The sequence below is a fragment of the Litorimonas taeanensis genome (genome assembly GCF_003634015.1).
GTDB classification, from domain to species: Bacteria; Pseudomonadota; Alphaproteobacteria; order Caulobacterales; family Maricaulaceae; genus Litorimonas; species Litorimonas taeanensis.
On sequence record NZ_RBII01000001.1, the window covers coordinates 576,853 to 600,126 of the forward strand.

Sequence of the window (23,274 nt, forward strand, 5' to 3'; positions counted from 1 at the left end):
TCTTTTTAAAGCACACTAGTGAATCTGTTGCGGTATTCATTTGGCGTGCATTGAAAATGTTTTATAAAAGTACGGTGAAAATGAGCATAGTCCGAAAACCCGCAACTAAAAACAATTTCCTTGACGGTTAGGTTCAATTTATCACTTATCAGCCTTTGTGCAAATAAACGTAGTCTTAAAGACCGAATATACTGAATAGCTGTATCTGGTTCAGCTTCGAATATCTTGTTCAAATACCGCACACTAATGTTGTGTGAATTGGCGATAATCTCGGCATTGAGGGTTTCGTCTTCGATGTTGTCCTCAATATACCGCCTGATCTTTCTAATGAGAGCTTCGTAATAGTTTGAGCGCTCCTCATCTTTACTCGAGCTATTTTGAAGGCCCGCACAGAGTGTTGATGCTAAATTATTAAATAGCATCCTATCTTGATTATGGGGAATATCGCCTAACTGTTTATGTGCCTCTTCTAAAGTCATAGCCGCGATTTGGGCTAAGCCCGTTTGTGTTGAAATAGGACGAAAAGTAATTTTATCCGAGTTTTCCTTTCCGCGCGTTTCAAACGCGCTGATAGGCATTCGAAATACAAGCATTTCTGCAAAACAATCAAAGTCTAAGATATAAGATTCCCATCCATTTACAACGCATATGTCTGTTTGGGCGAGACCGAACGACTTTCCGCCATAATGGACATCGCATTCTCCCTGACAAATATAAATTATCAGTAAATCAGTTATTTCACTTCGTAAGATATGCTCATGGGCTCGGATTAATTTATGTGCATCGACAAGAATATGAAACAGCACGTAACTTCCAGAATTTCGCTTTTCAATGTTTAAATCAAACGACGTTGGGGCATAGGGTTCAAGAGCAACAATCCAAAAATCATTTTCGACTCTTTTTGACCATTGATCAGTTACTTCGTCTTTCGAATTTAAGGTATTTGAGTTCAATGTTAATTGGCCAAGTTATTGTTATTAGGGCTAAAAATACAGCGTCTATAACAAGACGATGAAATGGAAACGTAGCCAATCCAGATTTGGGAAAACACCTATACCTGAAACGCCTTATCAACGTGCGGGACAAAAAGAGGACCGCCGATTAGGCCGCGCCAATGCGCGCGGAAACAGATGGTGCTTGGCCTTTTGCGGCGCAATGGGATTAGCAGCGCTGTCTACAAGCGGTCTGATATATCAAAGCGCGCAAGCGAGTATTGTGCCGTGGGTTGTTGAAGTGGACGAAACGGGCGCGGTTAAAGCCTCAGGCCCGGCGCAAACAAATTTTAAGCCGTCAGATGCCCAGATTGCGCATCAATTGTCACGCTTCATAACCAATGTCCGGTCCGTCTCAATTGATCCCGTTGTTCTACGCGATAATTGGCTGAACGCCTATAATTACGCCACGGATCAAGCCGCACTTACGCTGAATAGCTATGCCAATGAGAATGACCCTTTCGCGGACATTGGGCAGCGCAGCGTCACAGTGGATGTAACAAGCATCGTGCGTTCCTCAGAGGACAGTTTTGAAGTGCGCTGGCGTGAAAAGTCTTTCCGTAATGGCGCGCAGCTCAGTGTCCAAACTTATACGGCGAGTCTTTCAATTATTACGAAAGCTCCAACGGACGCAGAGACGCTGCACCGCAATCCGCTCGGTCTCTATGTCCACGGACTTCACTGGTCAAAAGACCTCAACGCAACAGGAGGCTCCCAATGAGACAGCCATCAAACATACCGCGCCAAATGATGACCGCATCAATTTTGGTTGGCGCTATCAGCCTATCAGGCTGCGCAAGTCTTAAAGGGGCTTGGGGCGACCTTAAATCAGGGAGCGTGACCACACCGGATGAGATGTCCAAGGCGCTTTATCTACCTGAACCAACGGAAACATATGACGTCTTTGGCTGAGGCTGAGAGTTATACAGAGCATACAATGCCGACTTTGATTATGAACGGTCAAATGAAGCCTATGCCTCTTGATGTGGAGCTCTTTGATAGCGGGCCGTCGCTGTCAGGGTTTCAAGCAGTGAGCTATGCCAATGATGCGGCCATCGTGAAGCCAACAACAGACAATTATCTCAACGCTATTCAGCTTTACCCCTATACTCCGGGATCGCTCTATCAGGTCTATACATCGCCAACGCAGATTACAGATATTGCTCTGGAAAAGGGCGAAGGGCTTATCACAGTCTCAGCAGGCGACACCGAACGCTGGACAGTTGGAGATACGGTTTCGGGGAGCGGCGTGAATGAGCAGGTTCATATTTTGGTTAAGCCCATGGCGGCCAATCTCTCTACCAATGCTATCATCACTTCGACGCGGCGCACTTATTATTTGGATCTGAAGTCATTTGCGGACACCTATATGGCGGCGGTCTCTTGGCGCTATCCGCACAACGCTATTCAAAACATTCGCAAAAGCTCACCGAAAACACCCCGCGTGACCAAGGCGAGTTATGAGCGGGTGGATGCCAAGCTAAGTCCTGATGAACTGCGTTTTGATTATGTAATCAAAGGCGATACGCCGCATTGGCGGCCAACGCGCGTCTTCGATGATGGTTCAAAGGTTTTCATTGAGTTTCCTGAAGGGCTAGCCGTATCCGAAGCTCCGCCCTTATTTGTTACAGATAGCAAAGGCAGTATTAGTAAGCTCGTCAATTACCGCGTTAGAGACGGCTATTACGTTGTTGACCGCTTATTCGACGCCGCTGAATTGCGCCTCGGCGAAAAGAAGCAAACTGTCGTTCGTATCGAGCGCGCATCATGAGTGATACGCCTCCAAACTTAACCATTCGGGCACGGCCTCGCGCTGTGCGCCGCTTTAGCCGCAAGGCGGTATTGGGCGGAGCAGCAGTCTTAGGCGCCGTGATGTTCAGAGCTTTAGCAATGGCACTTCAATCGCCTGTGCATGATGAGAAAGCGGAAGAGCTGTACAACGTCACCCACAAGCCCATGGCTGCGGGGCTCGAATTGCTGCCCAAGACCTATGAAGAAATGAAGCCCACATTAGGGCCGCCTTTGCCGGGTGATCTTGGAGAGGTTTATCTGCCGAAAGGCCAAACTATTCCAAATCCTCATATAGCCGAAACGGCATTAAATCCGCGACCCCAAAAGCGCGCATTATATAGCGCGCCGCCGCAACCATCATATCAGCCTGCCACACCTGTTTATAATCCACCGACCCAACAGCCGAAGACCCAGAGCCTATTCTTTAATGTAGGCCGTAAAGCTTTAGGTGGTCAGGTCGAGCAATACCAAAGTTCTGGTCCCGTTGATCAACTCAGTCAAAATCTTGGGTTTCCTGCGCCGCAAATGCCGGATTATCCTGGGCTGCCATCAGGGTTTGATTTGAGCGGCGGACAGAGTGACCCCAATGGTCAAATCGATAAGCAGGCTTTCTTAGAGCGTGATACTGACGGTATTTATAACTCCCACGGCCTCGTATCGCCGCGCTCGCCCTATCAGGTCATGGCAGGCAACATCATTCCGGCCTCACTGGTCACAGGGCTAAATTCAGACTTGCCGGGCCAGGTCATCGGCCAAGTGACCGAGAACGTCTATGACACCGTGACAGGACAGCATCTGCTTATCCCGCAAGGCTCTCGGTTGATGGGGCGCTATGATAGTGTCATCGCCTTTGGACAGAGCCGCGCGCTCGTCGTTTGGACGCGGCTGATACTGCCTAATGGCGATAGCATTCAGCTTGATAATTTGCCGAGCTCAGACAGCCAGGGTTTTGCAGGTCTGAAAGACAAGGTCGATAAGCATACGTGGCAATTCATCAAAGGCGCGGCGTTGTCATCTCTACTTTCAATTGGGTCAGAGCTTGCCAGTGATGATGGGGACCGTCTGACGCGTGCCTTGCAGAATGCAGGGCAAGACACGGCCAACATTGCCGGGCAGCGGATTATTGACCGTAACCTCAATGTCCAGCCGACACTTAAAGTGCGCCAAGGCTGGCGGTTTAACGTCATTGTCTCGCGCGACCTTATTCTCAAACCTTACGGAGCAAGACCATGAGCCATCCTAAGATCAAATTACAAAAACTTCCCGATACCAAGCCAACCAAGCACACAATCTCTGTGATGCCGTACTTGGAAGCTGATTTGGAAGCCTACGCCAAAGTTTATGAAAAGGCTTACGGCGAAAAGGCCGACATAACAGCGCTTATCCCGTCAATGCTCGCCAGTTTTCTGGCCAGTGATGCGGGGTTCAAAAAGGCTAAGCGAGAGCTGGCCTAATTTCCACCACGTCAAGCACAGGAGAAAACGCTATGGCTACAATCGGAACATTCAAACCGACTGCGACGGGCTTTGAGGGCACGATCGCAACACTCATGACAAACAAGAAGGTTCGCTTTGTCGCGAATGAAAAGAAGAAAACGGAAAACAGCCCCGACTATTTTGTGAAGTCCGGCCGCTGTGACCTTGGCGTGGCATGGAACGATGTCACAGAGCCGCAAGACGATACCGATCCGCTGGAGTATATCAGCGTGAAGCTGGATGGCCCTGAAATGACAAAGCCTATAAATGCGGCATTGTTTCACCGTGAAGACGGCGCTGACCTTGTTTGGTCTCGCCCAAAGGCATAATCCTGAGAGAAAATAATTGATTTGGTGCGCACTTAAACGAGCACCACACAATGAGGTAATAGGAGTTAAAGTATGGAACGAGAACTTGAAGGTTTGCCGCAACCAAAAAATCGGCATCGTCCAATCGATAGCCCTTATAAAACTGTAGCTGATGCTGCAGAGTATTTACGCCTTAATCCACGAACTTTAAACAATATGAGGTCAGCGGGCAGGGGGCCTTGTTTTCACAAGCATGGCCGCAGAGTACTTTATCATATCGATGAATTAGCCAAATGGTCAGGTCTTACAAAGAAGACGATGAGGGAGCCTGAGGTAGAAACTCATAATTTGTTCGCATAGTTCTTTGACCTCTCAAAACAAAAATAAAGTTGAGCCTTAGGGGGCTCTTTTTTATAGAGGCTTTACTGAAGCGAGAGGACTGACTTGTCGTGGTCGATAATCCGCAAAAACTATGGCGGGATCCAAATGGGTATAGCGTTTGAGCATTTTCCAGTCTTTGTGTCCTGTTACTAATGCAACTTTTTCAATACTTAACCCTGCTTCGAAAAGGCGACTAGTGGCTTCGTGACGGAAATCATGAAATCTCAAGTCTACGATGCCCAATTTGTCACGACCACGGCGATAGTATGTACCGATAGTCTTATTGTTGTAAGGAAATATCCGGCCTGTTGCGCGGGACTCAAATTTTTGCTCTTCGAGAAGAGCCCATGCATCATATCCCGTTAAGCCAAGAAGGGGGACGCGTTGATGGTTTCCGTACTTGTTCCTAGGGTCCTTTCGGTCCCTTACTATGATGCAGCGAGTTCCGGCATCGAGGTCTTCCCATGTAATACGGCAAATTTCGCTTTGTCGCATACCTGTAGCAATTGCGAACTTGATAATTCGGGCTATTGGGATGTTTGTGGTGCTGAAATTCTCAAAATATCTTATGAGGCGATCCAATTCTTTCTGGGTTGGTCGTCTATCTCGTTCATTGCTACGGCCAATTAGGCCTAAGCGTCTCAAAGCGACTCGGGCAAGGTCAACTTCTTGAGTTGTGATTTCAACGCCATGGACTGCAGCAGCATGAATTATAATGGTATGAATGTAAGAAATATCCGCGGCGAGTGTTGCCGGGCCAGCACCTTCTTTAGCGCGCTTTTGTCCATACTCTAAAATCGTCGCTCTTTTTAGTCTCGATAGTTTTGTCCTGCCTAAGTTTTTCTTCAGCATTCTCAAGGCAAACTCTTTGGATCGACCTAGGGGTTTGTTGACCTCAATCATGTCTGCAATATGCAAGTCTATCAGTTGCCCGAAAGTTGTGAAGCCAGAAACTTTAGGCGCAATAATATTCGTCCCTTGATCTGTTCGTCTGTCCGCTTCTAGTGACCAAGAGACTGCGTCAGATTTTCTTGAAAAGGTTTTTGACGCATACTGTCCCTTGCGTCTAATCTGTACGCGGTAGTTACCTGATTTGAGTTTTACTATAGTTGCCATTTTGTGTGCAATTTGTGTGCAGTACCACAGAGAATCGGGGTGATTTCCAGTGAATTTGAGTGCACACGCGTCCTTTCTAAGTGTTTGAAGTATAACAAAAAATGAAGCAAAATCAAGAGTTCACAGCCAGCGTTGCGCCCATGATGGATTGGACTGATAGACATTGTCGTTGGTTTCACCGTCAGTTGTCAAAGCATGTAGAGCTGTATACCGAAATGGTCGTGGCCGATGCAGTCATTCACGGGCCAAGAGAACGCTTATTGGGTTTTAATGACATTGAACACCCCGTGATTTTGCAAATAGGCGGAAGTAACCCTAGTAAATTGGCTGAGGCTGCGATCATTGGAGAGGGTTTTGGCTATGATGGGGTTAATATTAATATTGGCTGCCCATCAGACCGCGTTCAATCTGGAAGGTTTGGCGCGTGTTTAATGGCTGAACCTGAATTAGTCGGGGATTGTTTTCAGGCTATGCAAAAGGCTGTTTCTATTCCGGTAACTGTCAAATGCCGCCTTGGTATTGATGATCAGGTCGTTGAGGATACTCTCCCTGATTTTCTGAAAATTGTTTCTGATGCAGGCTGCGAAACATTTATTATCCATGCCCGGAAAGCGTGGTTAAAGGGTTTGAGCCCAAAAGAGAACCGCGAGGTGCCGCCGCTTGATTATAATCTCGTCAGAGACATGAAGTCTGCATTCCCAAAGCTGAAGATTGAATTGAATGGTGGCTTGCCCGATATTTCGGTGGCTAAACAGGAATCAGTGGGGCTTGATGGTTTTATGTTGGGCCGCTCTGCCTATCATACACCTTGGGTGTTAACTGAGATTGATAGCCGCGTTTATGATGATTCAGAGTATAGTGTCACGCGTAACGACATAGCTTTACGACTAGTTGAATACTTAGAGTCCGTTGAGACAGAAGATCGGACGGCTAAGGCCTTATTGCGGCATATAATGGGTTTATATAGTGGGCAGGTAGGGGCGCGAGTTTGGCGCCGTACATTAAGTGAAAAAGCCGTCTCAGACGCTTTGCCATCTATGGTCGTGAAAATGGCTCTACAGGCCAGAGAAGAGGCGATAGAGACAATGGAAAGAAGTGTGGCCTAGTATGGAGCCTATTACAGTCTTTATTCTGCTTGGGTCGCTTATAAGCGTTGCGATTATTGCGGGGTTTTCTTCTGGGCTTTTTGGTATTGGCGGCGGCGCCATTATGGTGCCAGCTTTACATTATACCTTCAAAGCCCTCGGTATTGCGGATGAGGTGACCATGCATTGCGCCGTAGCGACCAGCGCGGCTGTCATTATCGTTAATAGTACGCGCTCTGTTCGAAGGCATCATGCAAGAGGGGCCGTAGACATGGATATCCTCATACCTAAACAGCTTTGGAGAAGCTATGCGCTGTGGATTGGTGTTGGTTCCTTCATAGCGGCGTGGTTCATTGCGCCTAAATTGTCCGCAGAGAGTTTAACGCTCATATTTGCGATCGTGGCTATGTTGGTGGCTCTCCAATTCATTTTAGGACGCCCTGATTTTATTTTGAGAAAAACTGTACCGGGCGGCATTGCGCCGCCTCTTGTCGGCTCAGGCGTGGGGGGATTGTCCGCCTTAATGGGAATTGGAGGTGGGTCATTGAGTGTTCCGCTTCTAAGCCTTTGTAATGTGCCGATACATCGCGCCATTGGTACGGCGTCTGGTTTTGGGCTAGCCATCGCAGTGCCGGCCACAATTGGTTTCATTATCTCTGGTCTGGGCGTCAGTGGAAGACCGCTCTTTTCATTGGGTTATGTGAATGGTGTAGGTTTTTTGATAATTGCGATTGTTTCAGCCTTGATGGTGCCTGTTGGGGTCAAAGCAGCGCACGCAATGGACGCCAAAAAGTTAAAGCGAATCTTTGGTTTTTGTCTTTTGGCTGTGGCTTTGAATATGGCGCGGGAAACGCTCTTTCTATGATGTGCAAAGACAATTATTTCAAATAACGCCCGCTTAAGACATCGTTGTTTTATCTATATCGGCGATATTAAAATCTAAGGGTTAAGCTGTTTTTATTGGCTTGAACGGATTGTAATTCACCAAGATAAGTCATTCCCAAAAGTGATATATCTAGTCCCTTGGGAACAATTAGCGCCTCCACATTTTTAACAGAAATTGCCCCAACGGATATGTGGTCTAAAGTAATCCGTGCCGCCATATTATCGCCGCCTGCCGTACTGATGGGGACGTCATACTCTAAGTTTCGGGTCTTAATGCCAGCCTTTTTGGCATCTATTTCAGTTAAAGCGACAAGGCCAGCGCCTGTATCGACTAAGAAACGAACCGTTCCAGTGTTCACGCGTGCCTGTGTCCAAAATTGTCCATCGGCAGGGTTTTTCCGCAGGGTAACGACTGAGGCTGACCTTATTTGTTTAGGCTTTGATTTTACAGTTTCCACTGTGGCAGGCGTCGCCGTTTCCTGTTTTGCCTCAGTTCCGCAAGCTGCCACGATAAGGCTTAAGACAAAACCGATTGCAAGGCGCTGCAAGGCCAAAGAAGAAATAGAAAATTTGGGTGTAACTGTCATAAACATGCTATGCTTCTATCGTAAAAGAGTTTTGAAGCGTTTAACGTTTGTATAATGCAGCCGTTGGCGCGTAGATTCTGCCTTTATGGTTAATAGGAAATGTTCATGAGTAACCTCTTAGAGAAAAGCCGCCCATTTGATGATATAATGGCTTTAATCGACTCTATGCCTATTTTGAAAAATGGGGATATGGAAGAGAGGCAACAAAACTTTGAAGCCAAAGGTGGATCACTTGCCCCATTAGGCAATCTAAATACAAATTTGGCGAGGATTGCGGCTTGGCAAGATAAGCCTGCACCAAGCCTATCACGCCCGTTAATTGCCGTATTCGCGGGTACGCATGGCGTATCAAAGCAGGTGTTTGATGGAGATATAATCGCCGAATCTAAAGCGCGTGTGAGTCGATTGACTGAAGGCACAGCTGCCGTACGCGGTATGGCTTCAAGTCTTGGGGCAGCTTATAAAGTTTATGAGTTTGGCCTTGAATATCCCTCTCATGATTTCACAAAAGAAAAATCTTTGAGTGAAAGAGACTGCGCCGCGGCAATTGCCTTTGGTATGGAAGTGGTCGCAGAGGGGGCTGATGTTATCGTGCTCGGTAATGCGGGCTATGGCGCTGCAACATCGGCCGCAGGCATAGCGCGTGCTTTGTTTGGCGGCGCCGCTGACTACTGGGCTGGCGGGGCCGTTGATAAAGCTGAGATACGTATTGCGGCTGTTGAGGCAGGCGCGAAACAGCATAATAGATCAGATTCTTCTTCTCCATTGGAAATATTACGAGATTATGGTGGGCGTGATATTGCAGGGACTGTAGGTGCTATTTTGGCGGCGCGGCATCAACGTATTCCTGTCATCTTAGATGGCTATGTTGTTTGCGCGGCAGCGGCAGTCCTGCACCGAATCAATCCCGCTACGCTTGATCACTGTATAGCCGCGCAAGTGACAGCTGAACCCGCCCATCAAGCCTTATTAGATCGATTAGGGAAGTCCCCCGTTATGGATCTTGGAATCAATATAGGTGATGGAACAGGTGGAGCTTTTGCGTTGAGTGTTCTGAAAACGGCTGCGGCTGGGTTAGAGACGCTTTAATCCTTGAATAACCAAGGTTTTTTCTACCTCATTTATTGAAATAAACGCAAGTATTTCTCATAAAAATTGGATATAGCGATTACATCATTACTGGTAAGAGCCGAATTTATGTCCATATTCTCCCATCCTGATTTTTCAGATCATGAAGGTGTCTATTTTGCTTCAGATCCTGAAACGGGTCTGAAGGTAATCATTGCTGTTCACTCTACAGCCCGCGGCCCAGCCGCAGGCGGTACTCGGTTTTGGCATTATGATACAGATGCAGAAGCTGTCACCGATGCGTTACGTTTATCAAAGGCGATGAGCTATAAAAATGCGGCGGCTGAGTTGCCTCTTGGCGGGGGTAAGGCTGTCATTATGAAGCCAGAGGGTACATTCGACCGAACGGCCTTATTCGCGGCCTATGGACGTGCAATTGAACGCTTAAGCGGGAGCTATATAACGGCTGAGGATGTTGGTGTGACGCCAGCTGACATGGATGTTATTCACACTCAGACCCAATGTGTTGCTGGGCTTTCAACGGGTGAGGCCGCTTCAGGCGACCCTTCACCTATAACCGCAGAAGGTGTCTTTAGGGGTTTGCAAGTCGGAGCTGAGCATATTTGGGGCTCAGAAAATCTTACAGGTAAGACGGTAGCGGTTCAAGGACTTGGCCATGTTGGCTACGCTCTTTGTGAGAAACTACATAGGGCTGGTGCTAAGCTATTGGTGGCAGACATTAATGAAGAAGTGATTGCAAAAGCTGTTTCTGAGCTTTCGGCCGTTAAAGTGGGGGTTGCCGATATTCACGCCCAAGAGGCAGATATATTTGCTCCTTGCGCATTAGGCGGAGCTTTGAACGCAAAGACGGTGCCAGACATGAAAGCGAAATTAATCGCTGGAGCGGCAAACAACCAACTTCGCGACGATAGTGTGATGTCTTTAATTGAAGAGAAGGGTATAATCTATTTACCTGATTATGTTCTCAATGCTGGCGGCATCATCAATGTCGCTGCAGAAGTATCTGGAGAGTATAACCAAGCTTGGGTTGAAGAAAAATTAGTTGGGTTAAAGGCAACAATCAAAACCATTCTTGAGGTATCAACAGCACAGAAAATATCGACTTTGCGTGTTGCTAATCAAATTGCCGAGGAGCGATTAAAACGCGCCTAAACTGAACAATTGTGTCTGTTAACGCTGGATAATTCGGCTGGCCCAGTCATGAACTTTATCTGGGGCAGAGTATTGCCATTATATCTGATTTTGAAAAGAACAGCCTCTTTTAATCCTGCGGTATCATCGAGCTTTTTTTCAGGTTTTACCATTGTGCCTCTTAGTGAGGGGTAGATAACTTGACCTTCTTCTGTTGGTCTTGAGCAAAACAACGCTGCTCCAGGCATTTGTGATGATTGAACAAATATCTCTCCCTTAAGCTCACCGCTTTGTTGAATTGATACGTGGTAATTTAAGTGAGCTATGTCTGCTGTGATGTAAAATTCCGTATTGCTAGATATCAGATAAGTCTGTTGGTTTTGTGTTGATTGAATAAGAGAGGCGCTGAGTTTTGGTTCGGCTTTCTCAGGAAATATAGCCTTGCTAATTATCTGCGCGGCTGCAGGTAGGCTAGCCAGTTCGAAGGCCAATAACCCAAAAACGACATAGCGTTTCTTAAAACCTTTATTGAGCAAATAGCGTTTTAGCATGCAAGTTTTTCCCTTCATTAAGGGAGAATGCAGATGACGTGCCAGACTTCTAAATTTATCTAAATTGTTTGAACTACATTTGGTCTGATGGTTTTTGTAGATTGCGGCGCAGAAACTGCTTAAGGAGCGCTCATTATGCGTGATGTGACAAAAGCACTTTTACTGTTTTCAGGTGGACAAGATTCCGCCACGTGTTTGGCATGGGCCTTGGATAAATATGACTATGTTGAAACAGTGGGTTTTCATTATGGTCAACGCCACGATATTGAAATGACCTGTCGTGAAACGATTAGACAGACAATGCCCTCTTTTAAATCTGACTGGAAAAATCGTCTGGGCCCTGACCATGTTCTTGACCTCTCTGTCTTGGGACAAATGAGCGAAACAGCCCTGACTCGAGATGTCGAAATCAAAATGAACGCGGATGGTATGCCGAATACTTTTGTCCCCGGACGTAATTTGGTGTTCCTGACTTTCGCGGGGGCGCTAGCCTATCGACGGGGTATAAATGATTTAGTGGGGGGAATGTGTGAAGCAGACTTTTCTGGATATCCTGACTGTCGGAAAGAAACTTTAGACGCACAAATGCAGGCTTTGTCGTTAGGGCTGGATCGCCCGATGACCCTTTCCACACCGCTTATGCATTTATCAAAGGCGCAAGCGTGGGGCTTATGCCAAACACTCGGCGGCGATGACTTGGTGTCACTCGTTAACGAAAAAACGCATAGTTGTTACAAAGGTAATCATAAAGACCAGCACAGCTGGGGCTTTGGTTGTGGCGAGTGTCCGGCCTGTGAATTACGCGCCGCAGGATGGAACGAGTTCACTTCATGAGCTATGCCGTTAAAGAATGTTACTTAACCGTACAGGGGGAGGGCGCGCAGGCTGGGATCACCGCCGTTTTTCTTCGTTTCTCAGGCTGTAATTTGTGGACTGGCCGTGAAAAAGATAGAGCTAAAGCGGTTTGTCAATTTTGCGATACTGATTTTATTGGGACGGATGGGCCTGGAGGAGGGCGTTTTGATAATGCCAAAGAATTGGCTCGTCATGTCGCGAGTTTTTGGCCGCAATCTGATGAGGATAAAGCCCACGCCTGGGTAATATGCACTGGCGGCGAGCCCGCCTTACAGTTGGATGAAAGTCTTATCCAAGCTTTTCATGAAGCGGGTTTTAAAGTCGCAATAGAAACAAATGGTACGCTAAAACTGCCACAGGGGTTGGATTGGATTTGTGTTAGTCCAAAAGCAGATGCGCCTTTAGTACAGAGAGCGGGCCACGAACTAAAACTTGTTTATCCTCAAATTGAAAATAAACCTTCAGATTTTGTTGAGTTAGACTTTGAGGTGTTCAGTTTACAACCTCTTGATGATTCAGAACAGGCGGCTCATTCTCAGGCCGCCTTTGAGTATTGTTTAGCGCACCCGAAATGGCGTTTAAGTGTGCAAACGCACAAATATATTGGGGTGCCCTAAGGGTTGTAACTATATTAGCGCAGGCCTTATATATTAGGTTGTTGGGCTAGGTCTTTGCCAATTTTTTTCGCAAAACTTCGGAAGGCTCGGTGTGCGTCCGACCAAGTACTCCCGAACTGTGCGTCACGAATGTTAGTCTCGAACCAACTATAGTCAGCTGTTCCCAAGGAATTACCAGCGGCATCAATCAATTCACCTGTGACCTCTGCACCGCCTGTTCCAAAGCTTTTAAAGGAAAGAGAGGGCTCTTTTGAAAGTTGCTTGAAAGTTGGGCGATTGGGTTTTGCATCCTCAATTGTCACAACCAATGTCATTGATGCATTCTCATCAATGACAAGTCCTGCTTTGTCAAAACGCTCAGTCAGGCGTTTTCTAAGTCTATCTTGCAACTGGCTCAGGTCTTTCTCGCCATAATATCCATTATTTCCAAAACCACTATTCAGGCGAGAGCTTCCGCCTCTATCCGATAACTTTTTAGGTAAATTCTCGGCGCGATAGGCCATATCTTCACTTAGGCGAATGTCGAGTTTTACAGGTGATGTGAGTGGTGCAGAAAAGGAGCTTTCATAGGCCGAACCCGCTATGGCAGGTGTTGAAAAGATTGAAACCGCCGCTATAGCCACCGTTAACACGCTTATTTTGAACACTGATTTCATGATAATCTCCTTAGCTCTGCGTAATTACATAACACAAAATGCTCATGCGCTCAATGCAGCGCATCAGTCCATCACGTAAATGGGAAGAGAGGAGGGCTAAGCCGCGTCTACTAAGACGCTTAAAACATTTGTTGCGCCCCTTAGAGCCATAAGCTCTGATTCTAATTCATAAGACTGGATTAGACGGGATGTTGTTATCACTTTCCCGCTGAGGTCGACCACATTAGTGGTGACGGATAAGACTTTCGTCGTTGTATCAAGGGCTTTGTCTGTGATTTTTACAGGTACCGACCCCATATAATAAACGCCTTTACCCGCTGCAAAAGTGGTTTTTCCAACGAGTTTACCCGTGCCGTAGACCCCTTTTCCTGCGAGCTTAGTTGTATGATAAGCCCCCTTAAACGGAAGTGCAGCCACCTTTCCGGTCGTTTTTGCAACCATACATCCGCTTAGAATTGACAGAGCGGCCAGAATAGCGCTTGCCCGTATAAAGGATTGGGGAATAGATGTCGGCATGGTTGTAACCTTGTAGAGATAAGAGACGCATAGCCTAAGAACACAAAAGAAATATTAATCTCTAAGCCTAGTTTTATAACCCTTCGCGCCACCACGCTATAGCTAGGCTTATAAAGAAAAGAAGGAAAAATAACAAAGCTGGAATGAGAGCTTGTCTCTGGCTACGGGTCACAACATAGTCTTCGTAGGACCGCAGACCTAACCAGTTTTCACCGGAGGCCTTTTCCGTTAAATTAATACGCCTAACTGTGGGCAGAGGAGTATCACCAAGCCCTACAGATTTTATAAGTCCGCCACTTTCAGAAGCAATAGTTGAAAGGAGCGTTGATGTAGGGGTTAGATCCGCGAATTCTTTCGGGTTCAGAGTGCCAATTGCCGTGATGGTACTGACGTCTCCTTGTTCTAATCGATAGGCTCCAAATCCTTCTGCAGGCAGCTGCCCTCTAAACAAGCCTTCTGATACTTCAGAGAGAATGACACTCCGTCTCTCGCCAGAAGGTGTAATCACTGAAACGGGTTCAGAAACATCGGTTAAACTGCGTCGTTCGATAATTAAGTTTTGTCCGTCGGCATTGGCCCGTAAAGTTTCGGCTTCGAGATCAGGTTCTCCCATTAACCAATGAGCCGTGCGTCTAAATATCTCCCGATAAGGGCCGCCGCCATCAAACCCTTTGGCCCAAAGCCAAGCCTGATCTGACATCAACATTGCGATGCGCCCTTCGCCAATCTGATCAATCACGAAGAGAGGGGCGCCATTCTCACCTTCCATCAAAACATTCCCAGAGACAGGTGTGTTGTCGATAAGTCTGAACCATTGTCCCCAACTCGATTCTGTTTGTCCTTTGAAGGATTGAGTGATGGGGTGACGACGCCCTTTATCGTTAAGAGTTGGCCGAAACTTTTCTACCAAGACTTCGCCGGTGGGTCTGGTCGGTAAAATCCCAGCAAGGGGCGACCGGAATAAGCTGTCATCTTCGGCGAATGCTGGACCCGTTGCGAGCAACATCGCGCCGCCATTTTCAACATATCTGATCATATTATTAAAGTAATTTGGGGGGATGATAGGCTGCATCCCGCCTGTACGCGTGCGTCCTGCTCGGCGACGATAATGATCAAAAATTATCAAGTCGAATTCATCGAGCTTTTCTTCAAACAAACGCCGCGTGGGAAACTGGATAAGAGATAACTCACTTTGGCGCGCATTCGTGGCATTAACGCGCGGCATTGTTAAAATTGTGAATTGTACCAAATCAATTGCTGCATCGCTCTTTAACAAGTTTCGCCAAGCCCGACCGCCGCTATGCGGTTCGCCTGTAATTAAAAGGACACGCATACGGTCCCTGATGCCAGAAATTTCACTGACAAATACATTGTTGTTAAGGGTTAACTCGTTTTCTGCGGCCACGACATTCATCTCAACCGTATTTGACCCTCGACGTTCAATTTCTAAAGGAATTGAGAGTGTGTCACCTATGACAATAGGAAAGCGAGCGCGAATTGTTCCGTTTAACTTCACTTCAATTAGGGCGCGCTCCCCTTCATGGCCCGGATCATCGACCTCTAGTTCAAAATTGGCAGTTTCTCCGACAAGACCAAAACGCGGTGCAGTGACTGCGCGGATACGGCGATCTCTCGCGTCGGGGTCGCCAATGATTAGGGTATGGAAAGGTACGTTTTCTGGCAAAACGGTTTTTAATGTTTCAACATTATCATGGACTTGGCCATCGGATAAGGTGACAACGCCGGCTATACGATTGCTTCCCGCAGTCCCAAGTGCTTCGACAAGAGCAGGGGCTAACTTCGTCCCGCTTTCTGTGTCTTTGATATTAATTTGGACGACATCTAAAGTCGTGTCTTGCTCGAGCCCTTCTTTCAGCCCGCCTAGGATAGATTGTCGAGCCTGAGTTCTATTTCCAACATCCATGGATTGAGATATATCGTTCAAGACAATAACAGTGTCAGCTAGAGGTGTTCTGTCTTCGTTGACTTTCTGAGGGTTTAGCACAGCAAGTAGTAAAAACATCCCTGCTAGCAAACGCCAAAAATAGCTTTTTAATCCTGATGTCGCCGTCAATAATGCAGCGGAAAAGACGACAAACCCTAAAAGGATGGTCATCCAATTCGGTATGAGCGGGTCAAAAGCAAGAGAGTTAATAATATCATTCATCTTCTGTAACCTCCTCTCTTGTGGTATCTTCCTCAGCCTCGTCTAAAGTATCAAATCCCGCATCGCGCGCACGTTCATTTCCAAGACGTTCGACCAGTTCGGCTGTGTGTACTTGATCGGCTTTGTAATTCCCGGCCAAAGTATACATCGCTAAATTTACTCCAAATCTCGCCGCGAACTCTCTTTGGCGAGGTAAGCTTTCATCTGTGTCAATAATGGGGCGGTTTTCATCGTCTAATGCCCAAGCAGCGGCCCAATCATGACCGCCGATGATGACAGGGCTTACGCCGTCCCGCCCAGCAGCGTTGCTCGCTGCATCGACCCAAACTTGCCCGTTTGCCCATCGTCCAGGGAAAGATTGAAGGAGGTAAAAAGCTTTCGTCAACACATGGTCACTTGGCACTGTTTTTAACCGCGGAATATCAAGTGCGCCTGTGACCCGGGTTAATCCGGGGTGAGGGGAATTCCCTGTAACGGCGCGGTCTGCGGCGTCTCGCGTGTCAAAGACTATCGTTCCCCCTGAAGCCATATAAGCATTGAGCGCCGTGAGGGCTTCTTCTGATGGGGCCTGTGCATCCCGAGATATGACCCAGTATAAAAACGGATAAAACGATAGCTCATCAATCGCGGGGTCGACTTTGTGAACCCCAACGACATCAATTGTGGTGCGTACATCTAATTGCTTGCCAAGGCTTTCTAGGCCGTTTTCTGTTAATCGGTCGATACGTCCATTATCGGTCTGGATATAAGCGAAGTGTAACCCTGTTGCCGCTTCTAAAGCTTTATTTTCATTTTGCGCTTGGCTGTCCACGGCGAATGTTATGGTGCAAACTATACCGATAGCCAAGCTGATTGCTCTATTGGCTTGTGGCCAAAGGCGAGGCTTTCGCCCAGACATTATGAGAGCAAACAAAGCATCAAGTGCGAGACCTATAAGACCTATGGCGAGGCCTAACCCTGCAAGGCTTTGTAACTTCGTACCGCCATAGCGTTTTACCGTCATTCCAGAAGGTATCTCCAGAGCTTTTATCTCTGAAGGGTTCGACAAAGTTTGAAGCGCTTTTTGGCGAGTGCCTTGTATATAAAAACCAGCGGGAGTTTTTGATGAGGCGTGAGTATCATTGAAGTCTTCGTCAGCAATTGTTCTCACTTTAGCGTCTGGTGAGTCAAACTGCCCAAAACCGTTTAGGACGCGAATTGCAACCCATTCTCCGCCATTATTCTCTTCAACCTGTCTTGACCGTGTCTTGGCTAATGGAAGTATGCGGCGTAGCATGTCCACATAGAGACCACTTAGAGCGAGATTAGACCATTCTGGGCCAGCCGTGACATGAAACAAGACGATTAGTCCATCCTCTTTAGGGCTAGCCGTGACGATGGGGGAGCCATCAGCAAGTCGCGCCCAGCTGCGCGTATCTGTTTCTATGCCGGGTTCCGCCATGACTTGACGAGAGACAGTGATTTCTTCTGAGATGTCTAAACCAAAAAAGGGACTATTGCTTTCAAAAGGGGCAAGAGTTTGGGGTGTTTCCCAACTTAGGGCGCCGCCAATGGCACGGCCACCAGACCGCAATTCGACGGGTAGGAGTACGTCATTGCGTTTGGCGAGTTTAGGGCCTGCGAACCGAACCAATACTCCGCCTTTTTCAACGTAATCAATCAGTTTTTGATCTGTTGTGCGTTGGCTATCTGGCATAATGATCAAAGCTGGATTTACAGACAGTAAGCTATCTAGATCTCCATCAAAAATATCGGCGTAAGGTTGTAGAGCCGTTCTTGCATAAAATGGTTCGGATAAGAGCGGGCTAGAAGTATCGCCAGCGCCGGACAAAAGTCCGATAAGGGGACGTCCCCAAGCATCATCTAATAAATACACAGATCCTGCAGAGTTCGATTTTTCTAAACGTAGTTGAACTACGCGATTTCGAAGCTGAGAGGGTAGTTCAAAGCGGGCTGTTGCTTCTTTCTCGCCTGGAGCAAATTGAAGGTCTGCGCGCCCTAAAACTGAATTGTCAGAACCAAGAGCCTGCACCCTCAATTCCGTCAGAGATGCATTAGCAATCGGGCGTCGCCAGACTGTTTCAAAGCCATTGGGTGTTTCTTGCGTTTTCACGGGGAGGGCCACATTTGATGCGCCGACCGATGTATAGATCGTTTGTCGCGCCGCTTCTTCTAAGGGGGCTAGAGAGAGGGCTGAAGAAGAGAGGCCAGAGGAGAGGGTGACGACATCTTTACCGTTTAAATTCAGACTATTAATGGTTGTTGTTAAGGTGGAGTTGTCAATCCAGCCTTCAGGTTTTAATGTTTTTAAGTGTTCTAAATGTTCTTGAGCTGGAGCAAATTTTGCGGGAGCTGCATTGCCGTTAGAGAGCACCAATGCCGCTTCTATATTTCGACGGCGGGCGGATTTTAATTGATTTTCTGCTTCATTGAGAATTTCTGACCAGAAAGGAGCTGAGAGCCAGCTATTATCGACTAATAAAACAAGAGGATTTTCGGTCTCCACAGCCGTGCGTTTAAGGATAGGGCCGGCTAATGAGAAGGTAATTAAGGCCACCATTGCAATGCGAAACAACAACAACCAAAGAGGTGTTTTAGCGGGGGTTTCTTCATCCGTCTCTATTTCAGAAAACAGCTGTAATGGAGGAAAACTTTGAGGCTTGGGTGTAGGCGGCGCAATCCGTAATATCCACCAAATCACAGGCAAGCTGAGAAGGCCAAGCAATGCCAACGGGGCGAGAAACGTAAAACCGCCCATTATGCCAATACTCCTTTAAATATAATCATGACAATACACTGATGGGGTGCCCAGATACTAGTCCGTGTAGTTCACTAAGACTAAGAGTGGCCGCCTTATCCGTTTGATGGCGAACTACCTGCCAGCCGAGTCGACGCCCTAAAGACTCCACATCTAATTTATGTTGTTCAAATCTAGCTTGGTAGCGGCTCTGAGCGGTTTCAGCGCGGCCAACAATGAGAGATTTAACCGAATCTAACCCGGGCATTTTTAATTGCACTCTTCCTTTATAGGGAAAAGCGCGTTCAGCAGGGTCAATTATGTGCACCAATATACCCTGTGTGGGGTGTGAGGCGAGCTTTGCAAGGCTTTCTCGCCAGTGATCAATTGGGCCTAAAAAGTCTGAGGCAATTATGACCTTTGAGTGAGGTTTAACGTCGGCTTTGAAGTCTGACAGATGACCAGAATTTCGCATATAGTCTTCAAAAAGCCGATCCAATCCCGTGCGCCCCGTTCGTGACCGACTATCTTGCCCCATGATTAGGCAGCGTTCACCCCCTTGCATCAAAAGATGTGAAAGCGCCAAAAGAATAATAGCGGCTCGTTCTGATTTTAAGGGGAGGTTAGGCGAAGAGGCCCAGTCCATACCAACGGACCTATCTTGCCAAAAGTAGATTGTATTGGCGGCTTCCCATTCATTGTCCCGCACGAAGAGCGAATCTCCGCGTGCAGAGCGCCGCCAGTCAATTCTGCTGGCTGCATCGGAGCTATCATAAGGGCGATATTGCCAAAACGTTTCACCTTGTCCTGCTTTTCGACGCCCGTGTAGACCCGTCGCCATAATGGATGAGACACGCTTTGCCTCTGCCAACAGGCTTGGATAACTCGCTGCGAGCGTGCGAGCTTTGAGCCTAATGGCAGAGTTTTGGTTGTCCAAAGTCTTAGGCACTTGTTTGAAATTCAGTGGGACGTCAACCATCTAGCGAATGGAAGCCTTTAGGGGCTCTATGATGTCAGAGAGTTGCAAGCCATTGGCACGCGCTGCAAAACTCAAGGCCATACGGTGTTGTAAGACAGGCCCTGCAAGTTCAAGCACATCATCAATGCTGGGTGACAAGCGACCCTCTAATAGGGCCTTGGCACGCGTGGCGAGCATAAGTGCTTGTCCTGCACGAGGGCCAGGCCCCCATGAAACAGAAGACTTCACGAGTTCAAGTTCGGTTTGAGCGGGCCTTGCATTTCGAGTGAGCGTTAAAATGGCCTCGACAACTTTCTCGCTAACAGGCAATTGGCGAACCAATGTCTGCATATCAGCAAGTTGTTTTGCCGTCATAGCCTTTTTAGCCGTCGCCTCACTCGCACCTGTTGTGGCAAGAAGTATAGTCCGTTCAGTATCTAGCGTAGGGAAGTCGACATTAATTTGTAATAGAAAACGGTCTAACTGCGCTTCTGGAAGAGGGTATGTTCCTTCTTGTTCAATCGGGTTTTGGGTCGCTAAGACATGAAACGGTTTGGGTAAGGCATGTGTTTTGCCTGCAATGGTCACTATCTTTTCTTGCATGGCTTGCAGTAGCGCGGATTGAGTACGGGGTGAGGCGCGGTTGATTTCATCTGCCATTAAGAGTTGGCTGAATACTGGGCCCTTTATAAAGCGGAAGGCGCGTTTGCCTGTCTCGCTTTCTTCTAACACTTCTGTGCCCAAGATATCCGCGGGCATAAGGTCAGGCGTAAACTGCACACGTTTTTCAGAAAGCCCTAAAACTGTGCCGATTGTTTCTACCAATAGGGACTTTGCCAAGCCCGGCACCCCCACAAGCAAAGCATGGCCACCAGATAAAATAGAGATGAGGGTTAAATCAACGACTTGACGTTGTCCGATAATAACACCTCCAATTTCGGTTTGAGCCGTATTTAGGCGTGTCATCGCTTTTTCAGCTTCTGCTTCAATTTTTTTGCTGACATTAACGTCTTGATTTACAGAGGAACTGATGGATGGAGTTCTTATGGACATATATGTGTACTCATTTTCATTCAATTATGGCTTAATGACCTTGCGGAAATTAAGGTCATGTTCAGCGATGCAGACTTATCATGCTCTATGCAGTTAAGTCTTGCGGAATCGCCGTCAATGACGAAGCTGTGATTCATTACGTATTTCCTGAATGAGGGTAGAACGAAAGTCTATGGAAAACCCGTTAAATGGCGGTAAGTCGCAGTTTTCTTTGCAGGATCTGTTGGCAGCACTGAAAGACACTGAAGCGGGTGAGCGTCCAGTTGAGCGTTGGAACCCTGATCATTGTGGTGAAATGGATCTGGTCATTAAATCTGACGGCTCTTGGTGGCATGAAGGTTCGCCTATAAACCGCAAAGGCTTGATTTCGCTTTTCGCTTCTGTGTTGCGCAAAGATGAAGACGGTGAAACTTATTTAGTCACGCCTGTTGAGAAAATTGCGATCCAAGTAGAACATGCTCATTTCATTGCCACCCGTGTTGATGTTCAAGGAGAAGGCGAAGAGCAAAGACTCTTCTTCACAACGAATCTGGATGATGTTGTTGAGGCCGGAGCGCAGCACCCCATCTGGGTAGAAACCAATTCGGAAACATTAGAACCTTCTCCCTTCGTGAGAGTCAGAGGACGCCTTCAAGCGGCAATGGCTCGTCCGGTGTTTTATGAGCTGGTCGAATTAGCCGTCGAGCGCGAAACCGTAGATGGGCCGCAATTAGGCGTGTGGGCCAATGGCGAGTTTTTTGCTCTGGGCCCAGCTGGAATTCATGCGGCTTAATAGGGAGATTGGATTGGACTGGCAATCAGCCTCGAAAGAAACCGTGCTATCACGTCTTTCTGACGTGCTTTTACCTTTGGCAATCACGGATGGCTCAGAAAATGTTAAACGCGAAGGACAAAGAGTTGCCGCAGTGTTGGGGCTTTTGGTGAAGCGTCCAACAGGATGGCACATGGTGCTTACGCAACGTCCGGAAACTATGCCGTCTCACCCCGGACAAATTAGCTTTCCTGGTGGTAAACGCGAAAAAGGAGAGTCTGTTGAGACTACGGCCCTGCGCGAAACGCATGAAGAAATCGGTGTTAAGCCCGAAAATGTAACTCTTGTGGGGCGATTGCCATCATTTGATGCGGTTAGTTCTTATCGTATTACCCCCTTTTTTGGGGTGCTAGACCCACAGGCGGATATGACGGCTAACCCAGATGAGGTGGAAGATATATTTGAAGTACCCCTCGACTTTTTTATGAATAGTCATAACCATAAACCCAGAGAGGTTTTTTTTGATGGGCGCGATCACAAATTGATTGATATGCCCTATGATGATCCGCAAGGTGTACACAGAAATGTCTGGGGGATGACTGCAATGATGATTTATCGGCTTTATTTAAGGCTTTATGCTGTCAGCACAACCCTATGAAAAGGCGCGACTTTTTATCAGGGGTGGCGGCTACCGCCTGTCTATCTTGTGCGCCGTCAATAATAACAAAACCACGTCCTCGACTAGCTGTGACAATGGATGATTTCAGTCTTAGCTTTGACAAGGTTTTGACGCCGCTCGAAAGAAACGCAAGAATTCTTTCTGCATTTGACCGCTTTAGTCACAAGGCTGCGGGTTTTGTTTCAGGTAAGTTCGTTGAGCATGAATTAGGGGACAGAGTATTAAAAACTTGGCAAGAGGCTGGCCATGTGATTGGGAACCACAGTTATAGTCATCTGAACTCCAGCTCTGAGGATCATGAACTTATCAAGGCTGATATTTTAAAGAATCACGAACGTCTCAAGTCTTATTCAGCATATGAAAAATATTTCAGGTTTCCATTTTTGGCTGAAGGAGGAAACTCTGAGAAAATTGAAATCTACAGAACGTTTTTGAGGGCAAATGGATTTTTGCCGGCACCCGTTACGATTGATTCAATAGATTGGTACACGGCTTCGCGGTTTGAAAAACGTTTAAGTGAAAACCCAAAAATGGGCGTATCAACCTATAAAAAATATTATGTGGAAATGGTCGTGAAGTTATCACGCCATTTTCAGAATTTGGCAGAAAAAATTAGTCACGGCGACATACCGCATATCTTATTGATGCATCACAATATTTTAAACGGGTTGTTTCTAGGTGATGTTTTACAAGCCTTAAGTGACGACGGTTGGGAATTTGTCGATGCTGACAAGGCCCTGTCACATAGTTTTTATCAAGTTCAACCTTCAACTCCTATACGCGGACGTAGCCTTCTATCAGTCTTGGCTATGGAAACAGGCATAAGTGATACGGGTTATCCCGATGCTTATTATGGATTTGGGGAAAAAACTATGGACGCGTTGGGGCTCTAAT

The 23,274-nt window shown here is 47.1% G+C and carries 26 protein-coding genes; 16 read left to right on the forward strand and 10 right to left on the reverse strand.

Annotated elements, in window-relative coordinates:
* Nucleotides 1-5 precede the first annotated feature (5 nt).
* On the reverse strand, nucleotides 6-953 hold the full coding sequence (locus tag DES40_RS02570) for a helix-turn-helix domain-containing protein (RefSeq protein WP_121099003.1): 948 nt from the start codon (nucleotides 951-953) through the stop codon (nucleotides 6-8).
* Between the two features lie 58 nt (nucleotides 954-1,011).
* Here DES40_RS02570 and trbF point away from each other — a divergent pair, with 58 nt between their 5' ends.
* The 7 genes from trbF to DES40_RS13425 all read left to right on the forward strand — a co-directional run bounded on the left by trbF (nucleotide 1,012) and on the right by DES40_RS13425 (nucleotide 4,926).
* Nucleotides 1,012-1,713, forward strand: coding sequence for a conjugal transfer protein TrbF (trbF, locus tag DES40_RS02575; protein ID WP_121099004.1), 702 nt, complete (start codon nucleotides 1,012-1,014; stop codon nucleotides 1,711-1,713).
* The gene (locus DES40_RS13090; protein ID WP_147405836.1) at nucleotides 1,710-1,904 is read left to right on the forward strand and encodes a hypothetical protein; all 195 of its coding nucleotides are present in this window, start codon (nucleotides 1,710-1,712) and stop codon (nucleotides 1,902-1,904) included. The genes trbF and DES40_RS13090 overlap by 4 nt, the downstream gene beginning before the upstream one ends.
* On the forward strand, nucleotides 1,888-2,763 hold the full coding sequence (gene trbG / locus DES40_RS02580; protein ID WP_170144847.1) for a P-type conjugative transfer protein TrbG: 876 nt from the start codon (nucleotides 1,888-1,890) through the stop codon (nucleotides 2,761-2,763). Before DES40_RS13090 ends, trbG begins: the two co-directional genes overlap by 17 nt.
* Nucleotides 2,760-4,016 (forward strand): TrbI/VirB10 family protein, encoded by a 1,257-nt coding sequence (locus tag DES40_RS02585; RefSeq protein WP_121099006.1) that lies wholly within the window; start codon nucleotides 2,760-2,762, stop codon nucleotides 4,014-4,016. The genes trbG and DES40_RS02585 overlap by 4 nt, the downstream gene beginning before the upstream one ends.
* Nucleotides 4,013-4,237: a DUF2274 domain-containing protein gene (locus DES40_RS02590; protein WP_121099007.1), complete on the forward strand. Its 225-nt coding sequence runs from the start codon at nucleotides 4,013-4,015 to the stop codon at nucleotides 4,235-4,237. The genes DES40_RS02585 and DES40_RS02590 overlap by 4 nt, the downstream gene beginning before the upstream one ends.
* Before the next feature lie 32 nt (nucleotides 4,238-4,269).
* Entirely contained in the window at nucleotides 4,270-4,587 is a 318-nt protein-coding gene (locus tag DES40_RS02595; protein WP_121099008.1) for a DUF736 domain-containing protein, read from the forward strand.
* Between the two features lie 72 nt (nucleotides 4,588-4,659).
* Nucleotides 4,660-4,926: a helix-turn-helix domain-containing protein gene (locus DES40_RS13425; RefSeq protein ID WP_121099009.1), complete on the forward strand. Its 267-nt coding sequence runs from the start codon at nucleotides 4,660-4,662 to the stop codon at nucleotides 4,924-4,926.
* Nucleotides 4,927-4,977: 51 nt separating this feature from the next.
* On the opposite strand, the gene DES40_RS02605 is transcribed toward DES40_RS13425, so the two are convergent.
* Nucleotides 4,978-6,063, reverse strand: coding sequence for a site-specific integrase (locus DES40_RS02605; RefSeq protein WP_121099010.1), 1,086 nt, complete (start codon nucleotides 6,061-6,063; stop codon nucleotides 4,978-4,980).
* 101 nt (nucleotides 6,064-6,164) lie between these two features.
* Between DES40_RS02605 and dusA the strand changes: the two genes are divergently transcribed.
* Nucleotides 6,165-7,169, forward strand: coding sequence for a tRNA dihydrouridine(20/20a) synthase DusA (gene dusA / locus DES40_RS02610; RefSeq protein WP_121099011.1), 1,005 nt, complete (start codon nucleotides 6,165-6,167; stop codon nucleotides 7,167-7,169).
* Nucleotide 7,170: 1 nt separating this feature from the next.
* On the forward strand, nucleotides 7,171-8,013 hold the full coding sequence (locus DES40_RS02615; RefSeq protein ID WP_121099012.1) for a sulfite exporter TauE/SafE family protein: 843 nt from the start codon (nucleotides 7,171-7,173) through the stop codon (nucleotides 8,011-8,013).
* Nucleotides 8,014-8,080: 67 nt separating this feature from the next.
* On the opposite strand, the gene DES40_RS02620 is transcribed toward DES40_RS02615, so the two are convergent.
* Entirely contained in the window at nucleotides 8,081-8,626 is a 546-nt protein-coding gene (locus DES40_RS02620; RefSeq protein ID WP_121099013.1) for a TIGR02281 family clan AA aspartic protease, read from the reverse strand.
* A 99-nt stretch (nucleotides 8,627-8,725) separates the two neighbouring features.
* On the opposite strand from DES40_RS02620, the gene DES40_RS02625 reads away from it, so the two are divergent.
* Together DES40_RS02625 and DES40_RS02630 are read left to right on the forward strand one after the other, a co-directional pair.
* The gene (locus DES40_RS02625; protein ID WP_170144849.1) at nucleotides 8,726-9,709 is read left to right on the forward strand and encodes a nicotinate-nucleotide--dimethylbenzimidazole phosphoribosyltransferase; all 984 of its coding nucleotides are present in this window, start codon (nucleotides 8,726-8,728) and stop codon (nucleotides 9,707-9,709) included.
* 108 nt (nucleotides 9,710-9,817) lie between these two features.
* A complete protein-coding gene (locus DES40_RS02630; protein ID WP_121099015.1) occupies nucleotides 9,818-10,861 on the forward strand; it encodes a Leu/Phe/Val dehydrogenase in 1,044 nt (347 codons plus the stop codon).
* Here the strand turns inward: DES40_RS02630 and DES40_RS02635 are convergent.
* The gene (locus DES40_RS02635) at nucleotides 10,858-11,391 is read right to left on the reverse strand and encodes a hypothetical protein (RefSeq protein ID WP_121099016.1); all 534 of its coding nucleotides are present in this window, start codon (nucleotides 11,389-11,391) and stop codon (nucleotides 10,858-10,860) included. The genes DES40_RS02630 and DES40_RS02635 overlap by 4 nt on opposite strands.
* A gap of 135 nt (nucleotides 11,392-11,526) precedes the next feature.
* Between DES40_RS02635 and queC the strand changes: the two genes are divergently transcribed.
* Nucleotides 11,527-12,225, forward strand: coding sequence for a 7-cyano-7-deazaguanine synthase QueC (gene queC, locus DES40_RS02640; RefSeq protein WP_121099017.1), 699 nt, complete (start codon nucleotides 11,527-11,529; stop codon nucleotides 12,223-12,225).
* Nucleotides 12,222-12,863 carry a 7-carboxy-7-deazaguanine synthase gene (gene queE, locus DES40_RS02645; RefSeq protein ID WP_121099018.1) on the forward strand — a complete coding sequence of 214 codons (642 nt, stop codon included), beginning with the start codon at nucleotides 12,222-12,224 and terminating at the stop codon, nucleotides 12,861-12,863. Before queC ends, queE begins: the two co-directional genes overlap by 4 nt.
* Nucleotides 12,864-12,889: 26 nt before the next feature.
* Here the strand turns inward: queE and DES40_RS02650 are convergent, their stop codons facing one another.
* From DES40_RS02650 to DES40_RS02675, 6 genes are all read right to left on the reverse strand, one after another.
* Entirely contained in the window at nucleotides 12,890-13,519 is a 630-nt protein-coding gene (locus DES40_RS02650; RefSeq protein WP_121099019.1) for a DUF3313 family protein, read from the reverse strand.
* Nucleotides 13,520-13,615: 96 nt separating this feature from the next.
* Complete coding sequence (locus DES40_RS02655) at nucleotides 13,616-14,035, reverse strand: hypothetical protein (RefSeq protein WP_121099020.1); 420 nt, start codon at nucleotides 14,033-14,035, stop codon at nucleotides 13,616-13,618.
* Nucleotides 14,036-14,108: 73 nt separating this feature from the next.
* On the reverse strand, nucleotides 14,109-16,202 hold the full coding sequence (locus tag DES40_RS02660; protein WP_121099021.1) for a hypothetical protein: 2,094 nt from the start codon (nucleotides 16,200-16,202) through the stop codon (nucleotides 14,109-14,111).
* Nucleotides 16,195-18,960 (reverse strand): DUF4159 domain-containing protein, encoded by a 2,766-nt coding sequence (locus DES40_RS02665; protein ID WP_121099022.1) that lies wholly within the window; start codon nucleotides 18,958-18,960, stop codon nucleotides 16,195-16,197. Before DES40_RS02665 ends, DES40_RS02660 begins: the two co-directional genes overlap by 8 nt.
* Nucleotides 18,961-18,985: 25 nt before the next feature.
* Nucleotides 18,986-19,918 (reverse strand): DUF58 domain-containing protein, encoded by a 933-nt coding sequence (locus DES40_RS02670; RefSeq protein WP_121099023.1) that lies wholly within the window; start codon nucleotides 19,916-19,918, stop codon nucleotides 18,986-18,988.
* Complete coding sequence (locus tag DES40_RS02675) at nucleotides 19,919-20,863, reverse strand: AAA family ATPase (RefSeq protein WP_407656780.1); 945 nt, start codon at nucleotides 20,861-20,863, stop codon at nucleotides 19,919-19,921.
* Nucleotides 20,864-21,122: 259 nt separating this feature from the next.
* Between DES40_RS02675 and DES40_RS02680 the strand changes: the two genes are divergently transcribed.
* The 3 genes from DES40_RS02680 (at nucleotide 21,123) to DES40_RS02690 (ending at nucleotide 23,273) form a co-directional block, all read left to right on the forward strand.
* On the forward strand, nucleotides 21,123-21,722 hold the full coding sequence (locus DES40_RS02680; protein ID WP_233345360.1) for a DUF1285 domain-containing protein: 600 nt from the start codon (nucleotides 21,123-21,125) through the stop codon (nucleotides 21,720-21,722).
* Nucleotides 21,676-22,359, forward strand: coding sequence for an NUDIX hydrolase (locus DES40_RS02685; RefSeq protein WP_121099026.1), 684 nt, complete (start codon nucleotides 21,676-21,678; stop codon nucleotides 22,357-22,359). Before DES40_RS02680 ends, DES40_RS02685 begins: the two co-directional genes overlap by 47 nt.
* Nucleotides 22,360-22,454: 95 nt before the next feature.
* Nucleotides 22,455-23,273, forward strand: a complete 819-nt coding sequence (locus tag DES40_RS02690) for a polysaccharide deacetylase family protein (RefSeq protein ID WP_170144851.1) — start codon at nucleotides 22,455-22,457, stop codon at nucleotides 23,271-23,273.
* Nucleotide 23,274 lies beyond the last annotated feature (1 nt).

Bases quoted from the DNA above. Each gene is read 5' to 3' on its own strand.
- DES40_RS02685 (WP_121099026.1), top strand. From the start codon at position 21,676: ATGGCGAGTTTTTTGCTCTGGGCCCAGCTGGAATTCATGCGGCTTAAT.
- DES40_RS02650 (WP_121099019.1), bottom strand. From the start codon at position 13,519: ATGAAATCAGTGTTCAAAATAAGCGTGTTAACGGTGGCTATAGCGGCG.
- DES40_RS02690 (WP_170144851.1), top strand. From the start codon at position 22,455: ATGGATGATTTCAGTCTTAGCTTTGACAAGGTTTTGACGCCGCTCGAA.
- DES40_RS02655 (WP_121099020.1), bottom strand. From the start codon at position 14,035: ATGCCGACATCTATTCCCCAATCCTTTATACGGGCAAGCGCTATTCTG.
- DES40_RS02660 (WP_121099021.1), bottom strand. From the start codon at position 16,202: ATGAATGATATTATTAACTCTCTTGCTTTTGACCCGCTCATACCGAAT.
- DES40_RS02585 (WP_121099006.1), top strand. From the start codon at position 2,760: ATGAGTGATACGCCTCCAAACTTAACCATTCGGGCACGGCCTCGCGCT.
- DES40_RS02635 (WP_121099016.1), bottom strand. From the start codon at position 11,391: ATGCTAAAACGCTATTTGCTCAATAAAGGTTTTAAGAAACGCTATGTC.
- DES40_RS02615 (WP_121099012.1), top strand. From the start codon at position 7,171: ATGGAGCCTATTACAGTCTTTATTCTGCTTGGGTCGCTTATAAGCGTT.
- DES40_RS02620 (WP_121099013.1), bottom strand. From the start codon at position 8,626: ATGTTTATGACAGTTACACCCAAATTTTCTATTTCTTCTTTGGCCTTG.
- DES40_RS02625 (WP_170144849.1), top strand. From the start codon at position 8,726: ATGAGTAACCTCTTAGAGAAAAGCCGCCCATTTGATGATATAATGGCT.
- DES40_RS02670 (WP_121099023.1), bottom strand. From the start codon at position 19,918: ATGGTTGACGTCCCACTGAATTTCAAACAAGTGCCTAAGACTTTGGAC.
- trbG (WP_170144847.1), top strand. From the start codon at position 1,888: ATGACGTCTTTGGCTGAGGCTGAGAGTTATACAGAGCATACAATGCCG.
- DES40_RS02605 (WP_121099010.1), bottom strand. From the start codon at position 6,063: ATGGCAACTATAGTAAAACTCAAATCAGGTAACTACCGCGTACAGATT.
- DES40_RS13425 (WP_121099009.1), top strand. From the start codon at position 4,660: ATGGAACGAGAACTTGAAGGTTTGCCGCAACCAAAAAATCGGCATCGT.
- DES40_RS02675 (WP_407656780.1), bottom strand. From the start codon at position 20,863: ATGACACGCCTAAATACGGCTCAAACCGAAATTGGAGGTGTTATTATC.
- DES40_RS02680 (WP_233345360.1), top strand. From the start codon at position 21,123: ATGGAAAACCCGTTAAATGGCGGTAAGTCGCAGTTTTCTTTGCAGGAT.
- dusA (WP_121099011.1), top strand. From the start codon at position 6,165: ATGAAGCAAAATCAAGAGTTCACAGCCAGCGTTGCGCCCATGATGGAT.
- queE (WP_121099018.1), top strand. From the start codon at position 12,222: ATGAGCTATGCCGTTAAAGAATGTTACTTAACCGTACAGGGGGAGGGC.
- queC (WP_121099017.1), top strand. From the start codon at position 11,527: ATGCGTGATGTGACAAAAGCACTTTTACTGTTTTCAGGTGGACAAGAT.
- DES40_RS02590 (WP_121099007.1), top strand. From the start codon at position 4,013: ATGAGCCATCCTAAGATCAAATTACAAAAACTTCCCGATACCAAGCCA.
- DES40_RS02595 (WP_121099008.1), top strand. From the start codon at position 4,270: ATGGCTACAATCGGAACATTCAAACCGACTGCGACGGGCTTTGAGGGC.
- DES40_RS13090 (WP_147405836.1), top strand. From the start codon at position 1,710: ATGAGACAGCCATCAAACATACCGCGCCAAATGATGACCGCATCAATT.
- DES40_RS02630 (WP_121099015.1), top strand. From the start codon at position 9,818: ATGTCCATATTCTCCCATCCTGATTTTTCAGATCATGAAGGTGTCTAT.
- DES40_RS02665 (WP_121099022.1), bottom strand. From the start codon at position 18,960: ATGGGCGGTTTTACGTTTCTCGCCCCGTTGGCATTGCTTGGCCTTCTC.
- trbF (WP_121099004.1), top strand. From the start codon at position 1,012: ATGAAATGGAAACGTAGCCAATCCAGATTTGGGAAAACACCTATACCT.